The sequence below is a fragment of the Massilia sp. DWR3-1-1 genome (assembly GCF_049898325.1).
In the GTDB taxonomy this organism is placed as follows: domain Bacteria; phylum Pseudomonadota; class Gammaproteobacteria; order Burkholderiales; family Burkholderiaceae_D; genus JAFCUW01.
The window spans coordinates 225,106-246,773 of sequence record NZ_JAFCXL010000004.1 but is presented as its reverse complement, the minus strand read 5'-3'; the positions used below and the strand labels follow the sequence as shown (position 1 = coordinate 246,773).

The following is a 21,668-nucleotide window of genomic DNA, read 5'->3' as shown; positions in this document are numbered from 1 at the left end:
AAACCATCATTCGACCGATAAAAACAATCTTTAACGGCAGAATCGGGCGTCGCGGGCCAGTGGCCGCGCCGGCGGGCGATTATCGGGCCTGGCCGTTCCCCAGCGAGAGCAGGTCGGCACTGTCGCCGGGCCGGTTGGGCGCGGTGGACACGGTGGACACGGTGGACACGGTGGACACGGTGGACGAATGGGACGCATACGGCAGCGCCGAGCGCACCGGCGGCACCCACTGCCGGATCCACTGGACCAGCTGGTCGCCGGGGATGGCGCGGCTCATGAAGTAGCCCTGGCCCTGGTCGCAGCCCAGCGCCGCCAGCAGGCGCCACACGGCTTCGCTCTCGATCCCCTCGGCCACCACCCGCAAGCCCATATTGTGTCCGAGGTCGATGGTCGAGCGGACGATCTTGGTGTCGCCAATGTCGTTTTCCATATTCAGGACAAACGATTTATCGATTTTCAGCTCGTCCACGGGCAAGCGCTTGAGGTAGGCCAGCGACGAATAGCCGGTGCCGAAATCGTCGATCGACAGGTCGACGCCCATCGCGTGCAGGCGTTCGAGGGTCTGCTGGGCGCGCACCGGGTCGTCCATGATGGCGCTCTCGGTGATTTCGAGGCAAAACGATGCCGGCGCCACCTGGTGGCGGCGCAGGATCTCGGCGAACTTGTTGGGCAGGTCCTGGTCGAGCAAGTCGCGCGTGGACAGGTTCACCGACACCTTCAGGTCGATGCCCTGGGCGGCCAGGTCGCGGCACAGGGCGGCCGACTGCTCGAGCACCCAGCGCGTGAGCACGCGGATGAAGCCGGTCTGCTCGGCGAAGGGGATGAATTCATCGGGAAATACATTGCCCCGCTCGGGATGGACCCAGCGCACCAGCGACTCGACGCCCACCACTTCGCCCGTATCGAGCTTCATCTTCGGCTGCACGTGCAGGCGGAATTCATTGTTTTCGATGGCGTTGCGCAGTTCCGTCAGCAGCGACAGGCTGTTGGCACTCGACTTGTCGATCAGGGCGTCGTACACCACGGCGCCGTCGTTTCTCTGCTTGGCCGTGTACATCGCCACTTCGGCCATCGACAGCAGCGACTCGGCGTCGGCGCCGTGCGCGGGGAAGCCGGCAATGCCCAGGCCCGCGCCGATGTCGACGGTCTGGTCTTCCAGCGACAGGGGCTGCTCGAGCGCCTGCAGGATGGCGGCGGCGGTGGCCAGGACGCCATGCAGGTCGACGCCCGGCAGCAGCACGGCGAATTCGTCGCCGCCCAGGCGCGCCACGTGGCCATCGAGATGGGCCCGCACGACCTGCTGCTGCAGCCGTTCGGCCACCTGGCGCAGCAGGGCGTCGCCAAAGGTGTGGCCCATGACGTCGTTGACGTGCTTGAAGCGGTCCAGGTCCATCATCAGCACGTACACCGAGCCGTCGTGCTTGCGCGCCTGGTCCAGCGCTTCTCCCAGCAGCATCACGAACTGGGCCCGGTTGGGCAAATTGGTCAGGGTGTCCCAGTACGCGAGGCGGCCGATTTCCTGCTCGCGCCGGGCGATGGCGTCGCGCATGCTGTCGAAGGCCTTGGCCAGCGCGCCGATTTCGTCGGTGCGGTCCAGGCCCGTCTGGGCGCGGTAGTCGCCCAGTTCAAGGCGGCGGGCGATGCCGGCCAGCTCGCGCAAGGGCTGGGCGATGCGCTTGGCGGTGAACACGCTGGCCACGATCGCGACGATGATGCCGATCACCGTCAGCAGCACCAGGCTGCGTTCGAGGCGGGCATATTCGGCCACCGCGTCCTCGATCGAGCGCGCCAGCAGGACGGAGACGTGCCCCGCGCCGGGCGCGCCGATGTCGACCAGGCGCGCGCTGTAGCGGCTGTCCTTGATGGTGACGTCGAAGGCGGGCGCCAGTGTCGGTCCCAGCTGGCGGGCGATGGCAGCCGTCTCTGGCGCGGGCACGGTCGCTTCGACGGGCAACCAGGCGCCGTCGGCGGCGCGCGCCAGGATCGCCACTTCCAGCGCCGACAGCGCTTTCATGTCGCGCGCGAGCTGGCCATCGATGGCAAAGCCCATCACCACCCAGGCGATGGTGATGGGCGCCTTGACGGGGGTGACGATGATCTGGAACGGGCGCCCGCCCACCACTGCGGTGGCGCTGGCGCCGTCGCCCTGGTCGAGCAGGGACAGCACCAGTTGTTCGAGCGCCGGATCGGTGCCGGCGACGCTGCTGACCTTGATCTTGCGGTTGCCGTCGACCAGCATGGACAGCGAGGCGCGCGCGCGGCGGGCGCTGTTGTCGAGCGCCGAGCGGATGGTTTCCTGGTCGCCGCTGTTGTCGTTGCCGACCGCCTGCACGAAGCCGGTGTCGCGCGCCAGCACCTGGGCGCTGAAGCGGCGCTTCGCGGTGTTCTGCTCGATCAGATTGCGCAGCACTTTTTCGCCGTTGGCCAGTTCGGTGGCGATGGCGTTGCGGCCGTTGTTGTCGATGCCCCGCTGAATGACCACCAGGCCGACCACCTGCAGCACGATGATCAGCACCAGGAACAGCGTGGCGATGCGCCCTTCCAGGCTACGGAAACCCCATCTCGCGCGTGCTTTCATGCTCAGTATCCCGCGCCCTCGCCCTCGGCGACCGCCTTGACGGCCAGCTTGTAGCTGGCGGCGGTGGCCGCTTCGCCCTGCTTGACCGTGACCTGCTGTTCCGCGGCGGCGCCGGCGACCTGGTTGAAGTGCCAGGCGCTCAGCGTGTATTTGCCGGCCGGCAGCTCGATGCGGGCCACGCCGTCGGCGTCCGTGCGGGCGAAAAATGGCGTGTCGACCACCTTGACGTAGGCAATCATGCGGTCGTGAATATTGCAACCCAACACCACCGTGCCGGCCTTGTCGAACACCTGGGTGCTGGCGGCGGCGCCGGAATAGAGCTTCTGGTCGAATTTCTTGGCGGGCGAAAAGGAATAGATGTGGTGGCGGACCTTGTCATTGTTGGGGAAACTGACGGTGGCGCCCGCCTGCACCACGCTCACCAGCGGCAGGAATTTCAGGCCGCGCTGTTCGATGATGGCGCCTTTCGGCGATTTCTGTGCCACCAGGCCGCCTTGCTCGGCATACACCACGGTGTCCGCCAGCGCCTTGCCGGCGCCATCCTGCACCAGCACGGCCAGGCTCGATGCCTGCGCCAGCGTGGCGGTAAAGCAGAGGAAAGCGGCGATGGCGCGACGGTCGAAGGGTTTCATCGTAATCTAAAAGGACAGGTCCGGTATCTCCATGTTACGGCATCGCTGGCGCGAACTATAGCGTCCGGCAGAAATATTCCTGCGGGAATTAATGTTTCACAATAAAAACAACGCCACGGCCCGGGCGGCGTCCGCTCTATTGGGCCAGCGGTCCCCGTTCAAGCTGCCACTGGTGGAACAGGTCGAAGGCGCGGCCGATTTGCGCGGGGCTCAAATGGCGAGCGATGCAGCTCTTGGCGGCGCTGGCGTGCTCGTCGCCGTTGGCTGCGGCCAGCAACATCCACATATACGCCTGCACGCGGTCGGGCGCCGTGCCGCGCCCCTGTTCGAGCATGGTGCCCAGGTTGAACTGGCCCAGCGGGTGGTTGCGCTCGGCCGCCTGGCGGTACCAGCACAGGGCGGCGGCGTCGTCGCGCGCCACGCCGCGCCCTTCCGCGTACAGGGCCCCCAGGTTGTTCTGGGCGTCCGCATTGCCCTGCTGGGCCGCCTGGCGGTACCAGGCGGCGGCGGCGGCTTCATCGACGGCGACGCCGCGGCCGTGCGCATGCATCAGGCCCAGGTGAAACTGGGCCGTCGGCGCACCGTGGGCGGCGGCGCGCGTGAACCAGGACAGGGCCGCCACCTCGTCGCGGGCAACGCCGCAGCCGTCGGCATACATGGTGCCCAGCCGGATCTGGGCGCCAACGTGGGCCTGTTCGCCCGCGCGCCGCAGCCACTCGATGGCGGCGGCGTCGTCCGCGGCGCCGCCATCGGCGCCGTCCGCCGCCCGGCCGCGGCCACTGGCGATCAGCAGGGCAAGTCGGTATTGCGCGCCACTGTCGCCCTGCGCGGCCGCGCGTTGCAGCCAGGCGCGCGCGCGCAGGGGCTCGCTTCGCACGCCATCGCCATCGGCATAGGCGATGCCCAGTTCGCGCTGGGCCGCGGCGACGCCCTGGGCGGCGGCCTGGCGGAACCAGCACAGGGCCTGCGCCTGGCTGGCCGGCACACCCTGGCCATGCTGGTACATCAGGCCCAGGTGCAACTGCGCCTGGGCGTCGCCCAGCACGGCCGCCTTGCGGAACCAGGCCATGGCAAGCGGAAAGTCGACGCACGCGCCCTTGCCCAGCAAATAACATTCGCCGAGCAGGTTCTGGGCACTGGCGACGCCCTGCTCGGCCGCCTTGTAGTACCAGCCCAGCGCGACGGCGTGGTCCTGCTCTACGCCGCGCCCCTTGCGATACAGCTGGCCCAGGTTTTGCTGGGCCGAAGCGTCGCCCTGGGCGGCGGCGCGCCTGAACCAGCGGGCGGCGGCGCACTCGTCGCGCGCCACCCCGCGCCCCTTGTAATACAGGGCGCCCAGGTGATTCTGGGCAAATGCCAGGCCCTGCAGGGCCGCCTGGTGCAGCCAAAAGAATGCCGCGGCGTCGTCGCGATCGACGCTGTCGCCCTTTTTATAGAGCAGGCCCAGGTTGAATTGCGCGTAGGCGTCGCCGGCCTCGGCGGCGCGGCGGAACCACAGGAAGCTCTGGTAGCGATCGCGACTGGCGTTTTGGCGGTACATGGGGATCCTCCGGCGCGGCGCGCCACGATGACGCAAACACTAGCGAAGCATGGGCAAAGCGTCGATCGGGCCAACTCGAGACCGCCCGCCGCGCAGCGAACACGAACGGCGACGGGCGGACAGGACGTCAATATTGACAAAAATATAATTCACAATGCATACGCGGCGTTTGACGACGCACAATCGTGCGCAACGCAAGGGGGGCGATACGCGAAAAAAAACCCGCCGTGGCGGGTCATGCTGCCATGCCGACGGGCGCGCTGGCGCTCAGCGCGCTGGCGCCGGCTTGCGCTCGGCCGCGTACTTGCCCAGGAAGGCGGGCACCTTGGCCGCGGCCAGCTTGTTCACCGACACCAGCAGGGCCGATTCAACGGGACTGACGCCCACCGTGCCGTGCAGGTGGCGGGCGATATGGACGAGCAGTTGGGCGCCCACTTCGGCATCGGCCTCGGCACGGTGGGCGGCACTGCGAAAGACCAGGCCCAGTTGCTGCGACAGGGCGCCCAGCTTGTAGCTGGGCATGCCGGGAAACAGGCGCCGCGACAGTTTCAGCGAGCACACCAGCGCCTGGTGCGCGGGGGCCAGGTCCAGCCGCGCCGCTTCGGCCAGCAGGAATTTTTCATCGAAGCTGGCGTTGTGGGCCGACAAGGTGTCGCCGCCGATGAAGTCAAGCAATTCCGGCATCACCCGCTCGACCCGCGGCGCGCCATCGACCATCGCCTGGCTGATGCCGGTCAGGCTGGTAATAAAGGCGGGAATGCGGGCGCCGCAATTGATGAGCGAGACGTAGCGCTCGGTGATGACGCCATCGACAATGCGCAGCGCCGCCACTTCGGTGATGCGTTCGCCCATCGCCGGCGACAGACCGGTGGTCTCGAAGTCGAGCATGACGATGGGTCGGTCGAACACGCTCACAGGCCTGGTCCCGCGGCCGGGCCGAATTTGCGGGCGGCGTCGATGGCCAGTCCGCTGCCGATACTGCCGAACAGGTCGCCCTCGACCTTGCGCGCGGCCGGCAGCAGCTTGCCGATCCGCTCGCGCAGGGCCAGCACGCCACTCGAGCCGCCCGTGAAAAACACCGTGTCGACCTGGTCCGGCGCCACCTGGGCGTCGGCCAGCATGCGCACGACGGTGGCATCGATGCTGCCCAGCAGGTGGCCGATGGCGGCATTGAAGCCTTCCCGTTCCAGGCGCAGGCTTGCTGGCGGACTGAGCCGTTCGAGCGCCAGCGTCACCGTCGGCGCCGCCGACAGCGCAATCTTGCCCTCTTCCACCTGCATTGCCAGCCAGTGGCCGGCGCGCTCCTCGATCAGCCGCTGCAGCCGCAGCAGCTTGGCCGGCTCGGCGGCGTCGCGCACCACGTCGGCCAGCTGGGTCCAGGTTTTCTTGGTGTAAGCCTGGTTGATCGTGTGCCAGGTGGCCAGATTGAAGTAATAGCTTGACGGGATTTCGCTGTCGTTGCTCATGCGGCTGCCGTAACCGAGCAGCGGCATCACCGAGGCCAGGCTCAGGTACTTGTCGAAATCGGTGCCGCCGATGTGCACGCCGCCGGTGGCGAGGATGTCGTCGCGCCGCTCGACGCGCCCGCTGCGCCCGGGGCCCAGCCGCACCAGCGAAAAGTCCGAGGTGCCCCCGCCGATATCGACGATCAGCACCAGTTCTTCGCCGCCGATGCGCGACTCGTAATCGAAGGCGGCGGCGATCGGCTCGTACTGGAAGGCGACGTCCTTGAAGCCGACCGAGCGGGCGATCTCGGCCAGCGTGTCTTCGGCGAGCTGGTCGGCGGCGGCGCTGTCGTCGATGAAAAACACGGGGCGGCCGAACACGGCCGCATCGAAGCGCTGGCCGGCGGCGCGCTCGCCGCGCCGCTTGACTTCGCCGATGAAGTGCGACAGCAGCATGCGAAACGGCAGGGCGCGCCCGCCCACCTCGGTTTGCCCGTCGATCAGGCTGGTGCCCAGCAGCGATTTGAGCGAGCGCATCAGCCGCCCCTCGTAGCCGGCCAGGTAATCTGCCAGTGCCGCCCGCCCGTACGTGACCGCATCGTCGTCGGCATTGAAAAATACCACCGACGGCAAAGTCGGCTTGCCATCTTCGAGGACGAGCAAGGTCGGGCGGTCGGGCGTGACCAGCCCGACGGTGGAATTGGACGTGCCGAAATCGACGCCGCAAGCGTGGCTCATGGAAGGACTCTTTGCAATCAAGGGGCGAAATTCTACCAGAACATGGCCATGATCAATGGGCTCGCTTGCAGGGAGGCAGGCACGATTGCAACACTTCGCAGAATAATTGCGGCGAGCGCACATTTCCGCATGGAAATATATTGCAACAGAGCAATTTGGCGCGCTACACTCGCCCCATCACTCACGCCCAATCCCGCACGAATGACCAACTCGACACCGCCTGTCAGCACCAGCATCGCCGACATCAAGGCCCTGATTCATCGCGAATCACGCCGCGTCACCTCCTACGATGTCGCCAGCGCCGCCGGCGTGTCGCAATCGGCGGTGTCGCGCTGCTTCAAGCCGGGGGCGAGCGTGTCGAAAGCGACCTACGCCCGCGTGATGCAGGCCGCTGCCGATCTCGACTATACCCCGAACGCCGCCGCCCGCAGCCTCAACACCCGCCGCTCGAACCTGATCGCGCTGGTGGTGTCGAGCCAGGTGTCGCTGCACTACCCTGAACTGCTCGATGAACTGAGCGGCCACTTTGCCCTGCGCGGCATGCGCCTGCTGCTGTTTCCCCTCTCTGGCAAGGACGGCAGCGGCGGCGTCGCCGCCCTGCTGGCCGATCTCTGGCAGCACCAGGTCGACGGCGCGGTGATTGCCGCGCCCCTGGAAGAGCAGGACATCGCCGAGTTCGAGCGGCGCCAGATGCCGGTGGTGCTGTTCAACCGCAGCGTGCGCGACCGCCAGATCAACGCCATCGTCTGCGACCAGGCGGGGGCGGCGCGCATCATGGTGGCCCGGCTGGCCGCCGCCGGCCACCGCAGCTTTGCCATGATCGACGGCCCGGCCGGCTCGAGCGTGGCGCTGGCGCGCCGGCGCGGCGTGACCGAACGACTGGCCGAACTGGGCCTGGCCGCGCCGCTCACCGTCAGCGGCGAACACGATTACGCCAGTGGCGCCCGGGGCCTGCGCGAGATCATCGACCGGCTCGGCGCCGCCCCCGACGCCATCATCTGCAGCAACGACAGCAGCGCCATCGGCTGCCTCGACGCGGCGCGCATCGAGTTCGGCCTCGATGTGCCGGGACGCCTGTCGATCACGGGCTTCGACGGCATCGCCCCGGCCAGCTGGCTGAGCCACCAGCTGACCACGCTGCGCCTGCCCGTGCGGCAAATGGCCCAGGCCACGGCCGACATGCTGGTCGGCCTGATCGCGTCGGGCGCCAGCGGGGTCGAGCGGCGGGTTTTTTCGGCATCGCTGGTCGACGGCGCCACCGCCCGACTGGGGGCGGCAGCGTAGGCCCTGGCAGTCCTCTTACAGTTCGGCCAGCGGCAGCACCGCTGCGCCGCGGTCCGCCTGCAGCGACGCGATGAGCAGCTCGAGATCGCCTTCCAGGCGCATCAGCACGGCCGGGTCGAGTTGCGCAAGTGCGCCCGGCAACACCCCAGCGAACGGCCCCGGCACCGCCGTCAGCACCGCCGCGCCCGCCGCCGTCAGGTGCAGCCCCAGCGCGCGCCGGTCGTCGCGGTCGCGCACGGCGCTGATCAGGGCGCGCTCGAGCAGCACCTTGACCAGGTTGCTGGCCGTGGACTGGTGCACATCCATCGCCCGCCCCAGGTCGGACACGCCGATGCCGGGCCGGCACTGGATCACGCTGAGCGCCCACACCTGGGCACCGCCGATGCCTGCCGCCGTTTCGACCTGGCGGAAGTGCAGCTTGACGGCATTGAAGACGATACGGAACTGGCGCAGCACCCGGCCGGCCTGGTCGGAGCCGGGGTCGAGGCGCAGTGTGGAGAGGTCGGTTGGCATGTGAGAATCATAATGGATTGCGCCGTCCTTGTAAGCACGAGGGCCCAATATTTTCGTCGCGAACAGCATCCAACGGCGCGACGACGGTGTTCCGTATGCCCCCCGCACCATTGGACTATTTTTACCGCAAGCATCGCTGTCCCGGTACAATCTGCCAATACGGATGGGTTAGTGCCTATTCCAGTAGGGGGGAGGAAGCAGATTGCGATGCATGGCGGCCGAGGGCAAGGCGAGAGGATGACGCATGGCGAGCCATGCTAAGACGAGCAACGCCGCCATCGGTCGCCAGGCGCGCAAACAGCGACTCCAACCTACTGGGATAGGCACTTAGTCGCTTTGCGCATGCGCGCCGCACGCGGACACTGCCCGTCCGGCCAATCATTACACTCAAAACTGGGAAATCATGACCATGAATGAATCCGCTGCAAGCATTGGCGACCTGATCATCAATCACCAGGAGCAGATCCTGGCGGCCTGGGTGGGCGATCTGCGCAGCCTGATGGTGCGTAGCAATGCTGCTTCGGAAGATCAGCTCAAGCGCCACTGCAACCAGTTCCTCGCGCTGTTTTCGCAAGCCATCGCCAAGGGCGGCACCGACAATATCGATCACCGCGCCTACGATGAAGTGCGCGGCCTGCTGGCCGAGATTTCGTCGGCGCGCGCCAAGCAGGGTTCGACCCCCAGCGAAACGGCCACCTTCATTTTCTCGCTCAAGCAGCCGCTGTTTAACGTCATGCGCGACGCCATGAGCGAGAACGCCAGCGCGCTCGCCAACGCCCTGTGGACCGTCAGCACCCTGCTCGACAAGCTGGGCCTGTACACCATGGAAGTGTTCCAGAAAAGCCGCGACCAGATCATCGTGCGCCAGCAGCAGGAACTGCTCGAGCTGTCGACCCCGGTCGTCAAGCTGTGGCAGGACATCCTCGCCCTGCCCCTGATCGGCACGCTCGACAGCGCCCGCACCCAGGTGGTGATGGAGTCGCTGCTGCAGAAAATTGTCGAAACGGGCGCCGCCATCGCCATCATCGACATCACCGGCGTGCCCACCGTCGACACCCTGGTGGCCCAGCACCTGATGAAAACCATCGCCGCGGCCCGCCTGATGGGCGCCGACTGCATCATCAGCGGCATCCGCCCGCAAATTGCCCAGACCATCGTCCACCTGGGCGTGAACCTGGAAGACGTCGTCACCAAGGCCACCCTGGCCGACGCCTTCGTCGTCGCCCTCGGCCGCGTGGGCGCATCGATCAAGCGGGCCTGATCATGGAGCGCATTCCCATCCTGCGCATCGGCGACCTGCTGCTCGTGACCATCCAGGTCGACATGCATGACCGCCTGGCCATGACCTTGCAGGACGATCTGACCGAGCGCATCGTCAGCGACGAAGCCAAGGGTGTGCTGATCGATATTTCGGCGCTCGACCTGGTCGACTCCTTCATCGGTCGCATGATCAGCAACACGGCGGCAATGGCGCGCGTGCTGGATGCCCAGACCGTGCTGGTGGGCATGCAGCCGGCCGTGGCCATCACCCTGGTCGAACTGGGCCTGACACTGCCGGGCGTGAAGACGGCGCTCAATGTCGAGCGGGGCATGCTCTTGCTTGGAAAAAATTACCAGCAACCGCAGTTGCGATGAGCGGCAATTCGATGGCCACCACGGTGCGCTTCGCCTCACCCCTGCTCGACCCCGCCGCCGGCGCCGCCAGCCACGCGGTGCTGCCGCTCAATACCGACGAACACGTGGTGGCGCTACGCCGCATGGTGCGCGAGCTGGCGCTGGCGATCAAGCTGAGCCTGGTCGACCAGACCAAGCTCGTCACGGCCGCCAGCGAACTGGCCAGAAATACCATCAAATATGGTGGCGGCGGCGAAACCCACGTGATCGAGCTCGATGATGGCACCCGCCGCGGCGTGCAACTGGTGTTCGCCGACGACGGCCCCGGCATCGCCGACCTGGAGCTGGCGCTCACCGACGGCTACACCACTGGCGGCGGCCTGGGCCTGGGACTGTCCGGCGCGCGCCGGCTGGTCGACCAGTTCGACATCGATACCCGCCCCGGTGAAGGGACCGTGGTGTCGATCGTCAAGTGGAAACGCTGAGCCATTTTTTTCAACAAAAATCTACCAAGAGTTACTATTTAGGATTAAATGTTAAGCAACTCCCTGCGGCCCCACAGCATCGTCGCCATCACCCACGCCAGCGACATCGCGGCGGCGCGCCGGGCTGGCCAGAGCCTGGCCCAGGACCTCGGCTTCGACGAACTGCGCATCGGCCAGCTGGCGCTGCTGATCAGCGAAGCGGCCACCAACATCATCAAGCATGCCGGTGAAGGCCGCATTTACCTGTCGGCCACGCTGGGCAGGCGGCGCGGCATCGACATCGTCGCTGCCGACAGCGGTCCCGGCATCGGCAACATGCTGCAGGCGCTGCGCGACGGCGTCTCCAGCGTCGGCACGGCCGGCACCGGCCTGGGCGCGATGCGCCGGCTGGCCGACGAATTCGACGCCTGGGCGCCGCGCGAGCGGGGCGCCGTGTTCTTCATGCGCCTGTGGGGGCCGACGGTGGCGGCCGATGCGGGCCGCTCGCCTGCGCTGGTGGCGCAGCCGGGCATGTTCTCGTTCGGCGCCCTGAGCTTGCCGATCGCCAGCGAAGACAGCAACGGCGACGCCTGGGCGATCGCCGCCGACCGCGCCGGCGTGGCGCTCATGTCGATCGATGGCCTCGGCCACGGCGACCTGGCCGCAAGTGCCGCGAAGGCCGCGCTCGACTGCATGGCCGAGGGGCCGTATCGCACGCCCGCCGCGCAGATCGAGGCCTGCCACGGTGCCCTTCGCGCCACCCGCGGCGCGGCGCTGGCCAGCGTGCAGATCAGCTATCCGGGCGCCGGCGGGCGCCCGGATGACGGCGCCGGCGCCAGCTTGCGCTTCGCCGGCATCGGCAACATCGCCGCCTGCCTGATGGGCGAAGGCAAGCGCCGCCAGATGGTCTCGCACAACGGCATCGTCGGCCACAATGTGCGCAAGGTGCAGGAGTTCGACCATCCGTGCGAGCCGGGCAGCGTGTTCATCATGCACTCGGACGGCCTGAGCACCCAGTGGGACCTCGACGCCCATCCGGGCCTGGCCGCCTGCCATCCCCTGGTGATCGCCGCCGTGCTGCTGCGCGACTACGCAAGGGCGCGCGACGACGCCAGCGTGATGGTGCTGCGCTACCTGGGCCCGACCTGAATTGGGGCGCCGCTAGATGGAGACCATGCGCCTGCTAAACTTCGGCATTGAAGGTCCGGCCGATGTCGTCACGGTGCGCCAGCGCGCGCGCCAGTTGTCGGCCATGCTCGATTTTTCCGGCCAGGAGCAGGTGCGCATCGCCACCGCGGTGTCGGAACTGGCACGCTGCGTGTGCCGCCGCATGTACGGCGGGCGCGCCCTGTTCGCGCTCGAAGTCGATGGCGCGGTGCGCACGCTGGCGGTGACGATCCGCGACAACGGCGGCGCCGAACGCGGCGCCGGCGGCAGCGCGCGCGCCGGCGGCGCCGATCCGCGCGAGCCGGAGCGCCAACTCGAGCTCGCCATCGTCACCGCGCAGCGCCTGATGGACCGCTGCGCGGTGGAAGTGCAGGCCGACCATGCGCTGACGGTGACGATGGCCAAGCAGCTCGCGCAGCACCAGCAGGTCGACCGGGCCACGCTGGCGTCGCTGGCGGCCCAGTTGGCCCAGGCGCCGGCGGCCGACAGCTTCGTCGAGGCGCAACAGCAGAACCAGGAGCTGGCGGCGACCCTGGCCGAGCTGCGCGAACGCCAGGACGACCTGCTGGCGCTGACGCGCGAACTGGAAGACACCAACCGCGGGGTGGTGGCGCTGTACGCCGAGATCGAGGAAAAAGCGGAAAAGATCCGCAAGGCCGACGAAATGAAGTCGCGCTTCCTGTCCAACACCAGCCACGAACTGCGCACCCCGCTGTCATCGATCCGCGCGCTGACGCAACTGCTGCTCGACCGCATGGACGGCGAACTGTCGGTCGAGCAGGAGCGCCAGATCATGTTCATCGCCAGTGCCGCCAACGACCTGTCGAACCTGGTCAACGACCTGCTCGACCTGGCCAAGATCGAGGCGGGCAAGGTGCGCATCAATGTTGCCCCGATCGACGTGGGCGCGCTGTTCGGCGCCTTGAAGGCGATGCTGCGCCCGCTGGCGCAAAATCCCGCCGTGGCGCTGCATTTCGTCGCACCGCAGCCCAGCGTCGATTTCGATTCGGACGAGCCGAAGGTGGCCCTGATCCTGCGCAATTTCGTCTCCAACGCCCTCAAGTTCACCGAGCGCGGCGCCGTCACGGTGTCGCTCGCGCAAGCCGGTCCCGTTCACCTGCGCTTCGAGGTCGTCGACACTGGCATCGGCATCCGCCCCGACCATCTGCAGCTGATCTTTGAAGAGTTCAGCCAGATCGAGCACCCCCTGCAGCGCGGCGTCAAGGGCACCGGGCTGGGCTTGCCCCTGTGCCGCAAGTTCGCCACCCTGCTGGGCGGCGAGGTGAGCGTCGCCAGCACGCCCGGCGCCGGCTCCACCTTCAGCCTGACCCTGCCCCGCCACCTTACCGAGCAGCCATCCGCATGAACCAGCAGACCCTGATCCTCAACGTCGACGACAACGACGGCGCCCGCTACGTCAAGACCCGCATCCTGGTCAATGCCGGTTTTCAGGTCGAGGAGGCGGCGGGCGGCACCGACGCCCTCGACAAGGTGGCCCGCCTGCTGCCGGCGCTGGTGCTGCTCGACGTCAAACTGCCCGACATCAATGGCATCGAAGTGTGCCGCCGCATCAAGGCCGATGCCGCCACCGCCAATGTGCTGGTGCTGCAAACCTCGGCCGCGCTGACCGGCCGCGACGACAAGATCCGCGGCCTCGAGGGCGGCGCCGACAACTACCTGGCCGCGCCCATCGAAGCGGACGAACTGGTGGCCAACGTGCGCGCTCTGCTGCGCCTGCAGCAGACCCGCTTCGCACTGGCCAACAGCGAGGAACGCTTTCGCCAGCTGGCCGAGAACATCGACGACGTGTTCTGGATGTTCAATCTCGACGACGGCGCCCTGCTCTACGTCAGCGCCGCCTACGCCCGTATCTGGGGGCGCGGCAGCGACGAACTGGCGCGCCGTCCCGACGACTGGATCGCCAGCATTCACCCGCAGGACCGGCCGGCACTGGCGCAGCGCTGGAACGCCCTGCTGGCATTGGCGCCATACGACGAGGAGTACCGCGTGGTGGGCGCCGGCGGCGCCGTGCGCTGGGTGCGCGACCGCGCCTTCCTGGTGCGCGACGCGCGCGATCAGCCGTACCGGATCGCCCGCATCACCAGCGACATCACGGGCCGCAAGGAACTCGAAAGCCGTTTGCGCGCCGCCGACGACAACAAGAACAATTTTCTGGCCACGCTGGCGCACGAACTGCGCAATCCCTTGAGTCCGATCCGCACCGCCGTCGAGCTGCTGGGGCAGCCGGGCGGGCACGACGACCCCGGCCGCGGCGGCGCCGACGTGCACGCCAAGGCGCGCGCGGTCATTTCACGCCAGGTCGACCACCTGACCCACCTGGTCGACGACCTGCTCGACGTCGCCCGCATCTCCGAAGGCAAGCTGACCTTGCGGCTGCAGGAAGTCGAGCTGCAAGGGGTGTTCAAGGCGGCGCTGGAGACGGCCGCGCCGATGGTCGAGGCGCGCCATCACCGGCTCGACGCGGCGCTGCCGCCGGCGCCCCTGTGGGTGTGGGGCGACGCGGTGCGGCTGGCGCAGTCGATCGGCAACCTGCTGCACAACGCGGCCAAATTCACCTCGCCGCACGGCGACATCGCGCTGACGGCCGGCCTGGTCAGCATCGATGGCCGGCCGGCCGTCGCCATCACCGTGCGCGACAACGGCATCGGCATCGCCAGCGCCAACCTGCCGCACATTTTCGACATGTTCACCCAGGGCGCGTTCGCGCCCGACCGCGCCCACGATGGCCTGGGCATCGGCCTGTCGCTGGTGGCCACCCTGGTCAAACTGCATGGCGGCCAGCTCGACGCCGTCAGCGACGGCGTCGGCCATGGCAGCGCATTTACCATCACCCTGCCCCTGATCGACGCGCCCGCCGCCGCCGCGGCGCCGGCCAGCACGGCGGGCGCGCCCGGCGCGCTGCGCATCGTGCTGGTCGACGACAACGTCGACTCGGCCCAGATGATGTGCGACCTGCTCGAGGCGCTGGGCCACCACGCCACCCTGGCCCACGACGGCGCCGGTGCGCTGGCGCTGATCGCCGCCCTGGCGAGCCGGGGAGAGGCCGCGCCCGACGTGATGATCCTCGATATCGGCCTGCCCGACATGGACGGCAGCGAACTGGCGCGCCGCCTGCGCGCGCTGCCGGCGCTGGCCAGCACCCGGCTGGTCGCCCACACCGGCTACGGCGCGCCGCACGACCGCGCCCGGACACTGGCGGCCGGCTTCGATGTGCACCTGGTCAAACCGGCCAGCATCGAACAACTGCAGGCGGCCCTGCGCGGCTAAATTATCAGTAAGCTGGCAAGCCTGGCGGCGGGCTTGCCACCGCTTCGCCATTGGGCTAAGCTCGACGGTACCGATCCGATTTTTCCCAGGGAGCCCAGCATGCGTCGTGTCACCGGTATTGGCGGCATCTTCTTCAAGTCACCCGATCCCCAGCGCCTGACGGCGTGGTACCGCACCCATCTGGGCATGGACATCGCCGCCTGGGGCGGGGTGGCCTTCACCTGGGCCGGCCCGCACAACCCGGGCGGCGTCGGCAGCACCATCTGGAGCGCCATGCCGGACGACGCCGACAGCTTCGCCCCCGGCGCCGCGCCCTTCATGATCAACTACCGGGTCGACGACCTGCACGCCCTGCTGGCGGCCCTGCGCGCCGAAGGCTGCCAGGTGCTCGACAAGGTCGACGATGGCGACTACGGCAAATTTGGCTGGCTGATCGACCCGGATGGCAACAAGGTGGAATTGTGGCAGCCGCCCGCAGGCCAGTAGTCGCCATCGGCGCCACCCTATTTGTTAATATTTTACATTCACCGTGTGACATAAGGTGAATTTCCATCAGCGGCAGGATAGTAATTATCCGAAGGCCGCGGGCAAAGCGCTGCAATCGTTAATTTAATAAAAATTAATTAGAAACAATTGGCCGGTTCCACAGGTCATTCTCATATTATATGCGGGCACGCGCCACGCATCATACATTCAGTCACTATATTATCAAAACCAAGAGTAGTAATGAACGCAGGCGATCGCGTGCTATGATCGCCTCGCTTATATAACGTCGGCCGGATCAAGGAATACGGCTGGCGTTTTAATCGGCCTTGCGCTCTGATGGTCGTATATGAATTCAATCGGCCACGCCCGGGCACCGCTCCACCCGCCCACACCTGAATCGTCCCCATGAAAACTCTTTACTCGCGCGGTCAGAATTATTTACTGTCCGAGTTATATGCTGTCGAGTTTGATCGCTTGATTCCCTTCCTGGAACCGGTATTACTGACGCGCGGTGAAATCTTATATCAGGCCGAAGGAGAAATGGCCTATGCCTATTTCCCCACCACCAGTATTGTTTCAATCGATTCCACCCTGGCCGATGGCAGCACGGTGGAACTGGCCAGTATCGGCAATGAGGGTATCGTCGGACTGGCGATTTTTATGGGCGGCGCCACATCCCCGAACCGGGCGATTGTCAGGGTGACGGGCCGCTGTTACCGGATCGGCGCGTCCCACCTGCTCGACGAGTTTTATCGCAAGGGGCCGCTGCTCAAATTATTCCTGCGCTATGCGCAGTCGATGATGGCGCAACTCGGTCAGCGCGTCGTCTGCAATGGCCACCACTCGGCCGAGCAGCGCCTGTGCACCCTGATTTTACAAATGATGGATCGCACCTATGCGGTCGAGTTTGCAATTACCCACGAAGAACTGGGCCATTTGCTGGGCGTGCGCCGGGAAACCGTCACCGAGGCGGCCAGCCATTTGCAGGAACTGGGCATGATCAAATACCGGCGCGGCCAGCTCGCCGTACTCGACCGGGCCGGCATCCTCCATCGCTGCTGCGAGTGTTACCAGATTATCAGCGACGAAAACGCCCGCCTGCAGCCCAGGCGCCAGGCGCGCGCGACGCTGGCGGCGTCTTCGGTCGCGCTCAGTTATTCGGCGTGAGCAAAGGCACGTAAGAGCGCAAGCACACAGTCGCGCCCGTGTACCCGCGCTATCGTGGCTGCCTGAATTCCCCATTCAATGCAGCCCCACACTGATCGCGAACCCATGAGCCTCCATCCTGCCGCCGCCGCGCCCGCCCGCGACCTGTTCCTGCCAGTCCCCTTTGGCGCCTGCCAGTTACGCAACCGCATCGTCATGGCGCCCCTCACCCGCAGCCGCGCCAGCACCGACGGGGTTCCCGGCCCCTTCGCCGCCGAGTACTACCGGCAGCGGGCGACGGCCGGCCTGATCATCGCGGAAGCGGCGCAAATTTCGCCGCAAGGCAAAGGCTACGCGGGCACGCCCGGCATCTACAACCGCGAGCAGGTGAGCGGCTGGGCCGTGATCAACCAGGCCGTGCACCAGGCGGACGGGCGCATCTTCCTGCAACTGTGGCACGTGGGCCGCATTTCCCATCCTTCGCTGCAGCCAGACGGCGCCCTGCCGGTGGCGCCGTCGGCCATCCGGCCGGCCGGCCAGGCCTACACGGAACACGGCTTCCAGGACTTCGTCACCCCGCGCGCGCTGGCCGAAGCGGACCTGGCCGGCATCGTCGAGCAATACCGGGGCGCGGCGCAACATGCCTTGAGCGCCGGCTTCGATGGCGTCGAGATCCATGCGGCAAACGGCTACCTGATCGACCAGTTCCTGCGCGACAGCACCAACCATCGCAGCGACGGCTACGGCGGCTCGCTGGCCGGGCGCAGCCGCCTGCTGATGGAAGTGACGGCCGCCGTCACCGCCGTCTGGGGCGGCGAGCGGGTGGGCGTGCGCATTTCACCGGTCAGCCCCGCCAACGACATCGCCGACAGCGACCCGCACGCGCTGTTCACTTACGTCGTCGAGCAGCTCAACGCCTTCAAGCTGCTGTACCTGCACGTGATCGAGGGCGCCACGGGCGGGCCCCGCGACATCGACCCGGCCTTCGATTTCCTGCGCCTGCGCCAGCGCTTCAATGGTCTCTACATCGGCAACAACGGCTACGACCTGGCGATGGCGCAGGCGGCCCTCGCCGCCGGCCGGCTCGACCTGGTGGCGTTCGGCCGCCCCTTCATCGCCAATCCCGACCTGGTACGACGCCTGCAGGAAGGCGCCCCGCTGGCCAGCCTGGACGGGGCCAGCCTGTACAGCGGCGGCGCCCACGGCTATACCGATTACCCGCCCCTGGCGGCGCCGCGCACGCCAGCCTGAGCCAGCACTGCCCTACCAGTTGTGAATCACGCTGACGCGAAATGAGCGCGATTCGATCGGGTGGAAATGCACATCGTCGCGCGGCGTGGTTTCGCCGGCCAGTTGCGACGTGTAGTAATAATCGATTGCCGACGTCGTCCGATTGGCCAGGTTGAAGCCTTCGAGTTCGACGCGGGTGCGGGCATTGACCTTGTAGCCGATGCGGCCATTGAGCGTGCTGCTCGAGGCCGAGCGCACGCTGTTGTCCTCGGTCAGCGGGCGCGGGCCGAAATAGCGCAGGCGCAGGGCGCCGGACCACGGTCCCAGCTTGTCGACCGTCAGCGCCAGCTGGCCGACCCCTTCGACGGCGCCTTCGAGGTAGTTGCCCGCCAGCGCAAGCTGGTCGCGCGAGCGCGTATGCGCGTAGGCGGCATCGAGATCGATCGACAGCCATTTGAAGGGCTTGTAGTAGTTCGAGAACTCGATGCCGTAGCGCCGGCTGGGGCGGCCCGCCTCGGTGCTGCCGGCGTCGCCCACGTAGCGCAGTTCGGAGGCGAAATCGAGCCGGTACACGGACAGCGCCGTCTGCATATTCGGCAGCGCCTCGGTGCGCAAGCCCAGTTCGAGTCCCTTCGAGCGCACCAGGCCCGGCACCGGGGCGAGCGCATCGCCCGTCGCCGGATCGACCGTGGTGACGGTGCCGCGCGCGTCGTTGCTGTGGAAGCCGTTGCCCATGTTCAGATACAGTTCGGTCGACTTCCACGGGCCGAAAATCAGGTTGAGCGAAGGATTGGCGATGCCGGCGGTGGCAGTGCCGCTGTTGGCGGCAAGGGTGCTGCCCACGCTAAAGCGGTAGCGATCGGCGCGCACCCCGGCCACCGTGCGAAACATGTCGGTCCAGCGGGTCGCGTTTTCCACATACAGGGCGGCGCTGGACTCGACGATGTGGTCGGCGCGCACGGTCGAGAGCACCTGCTGCGCGCGGGTCGCCTGCAGGGCATTGATGATGTTGTCGTTCTGGGCGACCACGCCAACGGTCCAGTCCGACGTTTGCCACGGCCCCTCGTGCAGGTGCCAGGTATGCGCCGCCGTCAGGCCGCTCGTCACGCGCCGGTCCGGCTGCGCGAACTGGTCTCCATTGACGGGGTCGTTGAGGAAGTAGCTGAAATTGGAGAACAGCGCCAGGCGGTTGCGGATCAGATAGGCGCTCAGCTTCGAGGAGCTGTCGGCGCCCGTCCGCCGCCACGCGCCCGACAGGCTCAGGCGCTCGGCCGCGCCGCCATCGGTGCCGTCGATGCCGTCAAACCGGCCGATGCTGCCATCCTCCACCGCGCGCCGGGGAATCTGGTCGGTGGCGTTCCAGTCGGCCCGGTACGCCATCGCGGTGACGCTCCAGCCATTGTTGGCATAGCCCTCGCTGTAGCGCAGCACGCCGTTACGCTTGCGATAGTTGTCGCCGCGCGTGAACGGGCCGTCGTTGTGCAAACCCTCGATCGCCATCAGCACGCTGCCATCGCCGACATCGGTGGAGGTGACGATGGCGGCGCGCGCGTAGCCGTTCTGGCCCCCGCTGAGCGTCGCCACGTTCGCCGGCAGGCGGTTGACGTAGGTGATCGAGGCGCTGCCGGCCGAGGCGAAGTCGCCCTGGCGCGCCGAATACGGCCCCTTGCCGTAGTCGAGCCGGCCCACCAGTTCGGGGATCAGAAAATTCAGGTCGGTCCAGCCCTGGCCGTGCGCATGGCTGCGCTGGTTGACGGGCATGCCGTCGATGAAGGTGGCCAGATCGGTGCCATGATCGAGGTTGAAGCCGCGCAGATAAAACTGGTTGGCCTTGCCTTCGCCGCTGTGCTGGCTGACCACCAGCCCCGGCGTCGCCTCGAGGATTTCGCCGGGGCGGTAGACGGTGCGCAATTCCAGTTCGCGCCCGCTGACACTGCCCTGGCCGGCCCCGTCAGCGACCCCGAGCCCGCTGGCGCGCGCGCCTTCGACCAGCACGCGCTGGATGACGGGATCGTCGGCGCGCGCCTGGCCGTGGCACAGCATGATCGGAAACAGCAGAAAAAGAATCCTGGGGATCGGTCGAAGCTGGGGCATGGGTTCGGTCGTTGTCATGGATGGGTGGCGCATTGTAGCGTGCCCATGCGCGCGCACGCGCGACGCCTGGCCGCGTCCGTGCACGGCGGTCAGCCGCCCCCGGCGAGCGCGCGAAAGCGGGAATGCGTCATGGCGTAGACCAGGCTGGGCGGCTGACCCGGGGTGTCGTCGAGCCGGCCATCGCGCGCCATGCAGATCTTCTCGAGCACCCGGATCGGGGCGCCGTGCCGGGGCCGCACCAGGCCGCGAGGGTCGCCGCCGCCGTCGCCACGCTGCGCATCGGCCCCGCCGGATTGAACAGATGGGTCGCCGGATCGCTGTGAATGGCAAAAAAGCGCTCGAGGTCGCCAGCGGCGGGCGGCCTCGATATCAGGCGGGCGGTGTGCAGTGCTGCATCCATGCTGGTGTCTTCTTCTTTCAAAGCGCTAGCCGACAGACCACGGCGGCGCACGTGCCCGCCATTTTATTTAGTTGTCAGAAGCACAATAATGTGTGCCAGCACACTGACTTGTCCAGGGTAATGGCGCATGGTGCAGGCTTGCGCATGCCCCGTTCGCTTAACCAAGGACCCGTTTCCATGCTGACCATACTTCATCCCCGTAAAAACCGCCTGCTGGCCGAATGCGACAGCAGCGCCTACCAGCGCCTGTCGGCCCACTTCGAGCTGATCGCGCTCGACCGCGGCGATGTGCTCTACCAGGCCGACGGCAAGATGGCGTCCGTGTACTTCCCCATCACCGCCACCGTCTCGCTCGACTATCTGCTCGAGGACGGCGGCACCTCCGAGATTACCCGCATCGGCAACGAGGGCATGCTGGGGGTGTCGCTATTGATGGGTGGCGGCCGCTCGGCCGGCCGGGCCGTGGTGCAGACGGGCGGCTACGCCTACCGGCTGGCGGCGGCGCGCCTGATGGAGGAGTTCTATCGGGGCGGCCCCTTGCTGCGCCTGCTGTTGCGCTATACCGAGGCGCGCCTGACGCAGATTTCGCAACTGGCCGCCTGCAACAGCCACCACAGCACCAAGCAGCGCCTGTGCCGCTACCTGCTGCAAATGCTGGACCGCTCCTCGTTGAACGAGCTGGCGGCGACGCAGGAGGAAATCGGCGCCATCATCGGCGTGCGCCGCGAGGGCGTCACCGACGCCGCCCGCTGGCTGCAGGAACTGGGCATCATCCGCTGGCGCCGCGGCCACGTGACGGTGCTCAGCCGCGCCGGCCTGGCCGAGCACGTATGCGAATGCTATGACGTGGTGCGCCATGCCACCGCGCGGCTGTTGCCGGACCTGGCCACGGCCACGCCGGGGCTGGGCATCGTCTGGCGCCCCAGCGGCGCCTTACCCCCTTTCCACTTCGCCGAACCGGAGCGCCGCCTGCCCCGTGCCGACGGCGCGGGCGCCGACGGCGACGCGGGTCAGTCGCTGCTGACCTTCGTCTGAGGCGCGCGCCGGAC

Annotated in this window: 18 protein-coding genes; 11 read left to right on the top strand and 7 right to left on the bottom strand. The window is 67.3% G+C overall.

Going from position 1 to position 21,668, the window contains the following annotated elements:
* Positions 1 to 79: 79 nt before the first annotated feature.
* The 5 genes from ACP7EY_RS06400 to ACP7EY_RS06380 all read right to left on the bottom strand — a co-directional run bounded on the left by ACP7EY_RS06400 (position 80) and on the right by ACP7EY_RS06380 (position 6,933).
* Positions 80 to 2,578 (bottom strand): putative bifunctional diguanylate cyclase/phosphodiesterase, encoded by a 2,499-nt coding sequence (locus ACP7EY_RS06400; protein ID WP_426191632.1) that lies wholly within the window; start codon positions 2,576 to 2,578, stop codon positions 80 to 82.
* A gap of 2 nt (positions 2,579 to 2,580) precedes the next feature.
* Positions 2,581 to 3,210 (bottom strand): methylamine utilization protein, encoded by a 630-nt coding sequence (locus ACP7EY_RS06395; RefSeq protein ID WP_426191630.1) that lies wholly within the window; start codon positions 3,208 to 3,210, stop codon positions 2,581 to 2,583.
* Positions 3,211 to 3,346: 136 nt separating this feature from the next.
* Positions 3,347 to 4,750, bottom strand: a complete 1,404-nt coding sequence (locus ACP7EY_RS06390; protein ID WP_426191628.1) for a tetratricopeptide repeat protein — start codon at positions 4,748 to 4,750, stop codon at positions 3,347 to 3,349.
* Between the two features lie 267 nt (positions 4,751 to 5,017).
* The gene (locus ACP7EY_RS06385) at positions 5,018 to 5,659 is read right to left on the bottom strand and encodes a 3'-5' exonuclease (protein ID WP_426191626.1); all 642 of its coding nucleotides are present in this window, start codon (positions 5,657 to 5,659) and stop codon (positions 5,018 to 5,020) included.
* A gap of 2 nt (positions 5,660 to 5,661) precedes the next feature.
* A complete protein-coding gene (locus ACP7EY_RS06380) occupies positions 5,662 to 6,933 on the bottom strand; it encodes an Hsp70 family protein (protein ID WP_426191624.1) in 1,272 nt (423 codons plus the stop codon).
* Positions 6,934 to 7,134: 201 nt separating this feature from the next.
* On the opposite strand from ACP7EY_RS06380, the gene ACP7EY_RS06375 reads away from it, so the two are divergent.
* Positions 7,135 to 8,217, top strand: a complete 1,083-nt coding sequence (locus ACP7EY_RS06375; protein ID WP_426191622.1) for a LacI family DNA-binding transcriptional regulator — start codon at positions 7,135 to 7,137, stop codon at positions 8,215 to 8,217.
* 15 nt (positions 8,218 to 8,232) lie between these two features.
* On the opposite strand, the gene ACP7EY_RS06370 is transcribed toward ACP7EY_RS06375, so the two are convergent.
* On the bottom strand, positions 8,233 to 8,730 hold the full coding sequence (locus ACP7EY_RS06370; RefSeq protein ID WP_426191620.1) for a MarR family winged helix-turn-helix transcriptional regulator: 498 nt from the start codon (positions 8,728 to 8,730) through the stop codon (positions 8,233 to 8,235).
* Positions 8,731 to 9,133: 403 nt separating this feature from the next.
* On the opposite strand from ACP7EY_RS06370, the gene ACP7EY_RS06365 reads away from it, so the two are divergent.
* From ACP7EY_RS06365 to ACP7EY_RS06325, 9 genes are all read left to right on the top strand, one after another.
* Positions 9,134 to 9,991 carry an STAS domain-containing protein gene (locus tag ACP7EY_RS06365; RefSeq protein WP_426191618.1) on the top strand — a complete coding sequence of 286 codons (858 nt, stop codon included), beginning with the start codon at positions 9,134 to 9,136 and terminating at the stop codon, positions 9,989 to 9,991.
* A gap of 2 nt (positions 9,992 to 9,993) precedes the next feature.
* Positions 9,994 to 10,365 carry an STAS domain-containing protein gene (locus ACP7EY_RS06360; RefSeq protein ID WP_426191616.1) on the top strand — a complete coding sequence of 124 codons (372 nt, stop codon included), beginning with the start codon at positions 9,994 to 9,996 and terminating at the stop codon, positions 10,363 to 10,365.
* Positions 10,362 to 10,829, top strand: a complete 468-nt coding sequence (locus ACP7EY_RS06355) for an ATP-binding protein (RefSeq protein ID WP_426191614.1) — start codon at positions 10,362 to 10,364, stop codon at positions 10,827 to 10,829. Before ACP7EY_RS06360 ends, ACP7EY_RS06355 begins: the two co-directional genes overlap by 4 nt.
* Positions 10,830 to 10,877: 48 nt before the next feature.
* Positions 10,878 to 11,957 carry an ATP-binding protein gene (locus tag ACP7EY_RS06350; protein ID WP_426191612.1) on the top strand — a complete coding sequence of 360 codons (1,080 nt, stop codon included), beginning with the start codon at positions 10,878 to 10,880 and terminating at the stop codon, positions 11,955 to 11,957.
* 25 nt (positions 11,958 to 11,982) lie between these two features.
* Positions 11,983 to 13,341 carry a sensor histidine kinase gene (locus ACP7EY_RS06345; protein WP_426191610.1) on the top strand — a complete coding sequence of 453 codons (1,359 nt, stop codon included), beginning with the start codon at positions 11,983 to 11,985 and terminating at the stop codon, positions 13,339 to 13,341.
* The gene (locus ACP7EY_RS06340) at positions 13,338 to 15,263 is read left to right on the top strand and encodes a response regulator (RefSeq protein ID WP_426191608.1); all 1,926 of its coding nucleotides are present in this window, start codon (positions 13,338 to 13,340) and stop codon (positions 15,261 to 15,263) included. Before ACP7EY_RS06345 ends, ACP7EY_RS06340 begins: the two co-directional genes overlap by 4 nt.
* A gap of 99 nt (positions 15,264 to 15,362) precedes the next feature.
* Positions 15,363 to 15,749, top strand: coding sequence for a VOC family protein (locus ACP7EY_RS06335; protein WP_426191607.1), 387 nt, complete (start codon positions 15,363 to 15,365; stop codon positions 15,747 to 15,749).
* Between the two features lie 405 nt (positions 15,750 to 16,154).
* The gene (locus ACP7EY_RS06330) at positions 16,155 to 16,916 is read left to right on the top strand and encodes a Crp/Fnr family transcriptional regulator (RefSeq protein ID WP_426191605.1); all 762 of its coding nucleotides are present in this window, start codon (positions 16,155 to 16,157) and stop codon (positions 16,914 to 16,916) included.
* A gap of 105 nt (positions 16,917 to 17,021) precedes the next feature.
* A complete protein-coding gene (locus ACP7EY_RS06325) occupies positions 17,022 to 18,146 on the top strand; it encodes an alkene reductase (RefSeq protein WP_426191604.1) in 1,125 nt (374 codons plus the stop codon).
* Between the two features lie 12 nt (positions 18,147 to 18,158).
* Here ACP7EY_RS06325 and ACP7EY_RS06320 read toward each other — a convergent pair whose 3' ends face one another.
* Positions 18,159 to 20,219 carry a TonB-dependent receptor gene (locus ACP7EY_RS06320; protein WP_426191602.1) on the bottom strand — a complete coding sequence of 687 codons (2,061 nt, stop codon included), beginning with the start codon at positions 20,217 to 20,219 and terminating at the stop codon, positions 18,159 to 18,161.
* A 577-nt stretch (positions 20,220 to 20,796) separates the two neighbouring features.
* Here ACP7EY_RS06320 and ACP7EY_RS06315 point away from each other — a divergent pair.
* A complete protein-coding gene (locus tag ACP7EY_RS06315; RefSeq protein ID WP_426191600.1) occupies positions 20,797 to 21,654 on the top strand; it encodes a Crp/Fnr family transcriptional regulator in 858 nt (285 codons plus the stop codon).
* The last annotated feature ends 14 nt before the right edge of the window (positions 21,655 to 21,668 follow it).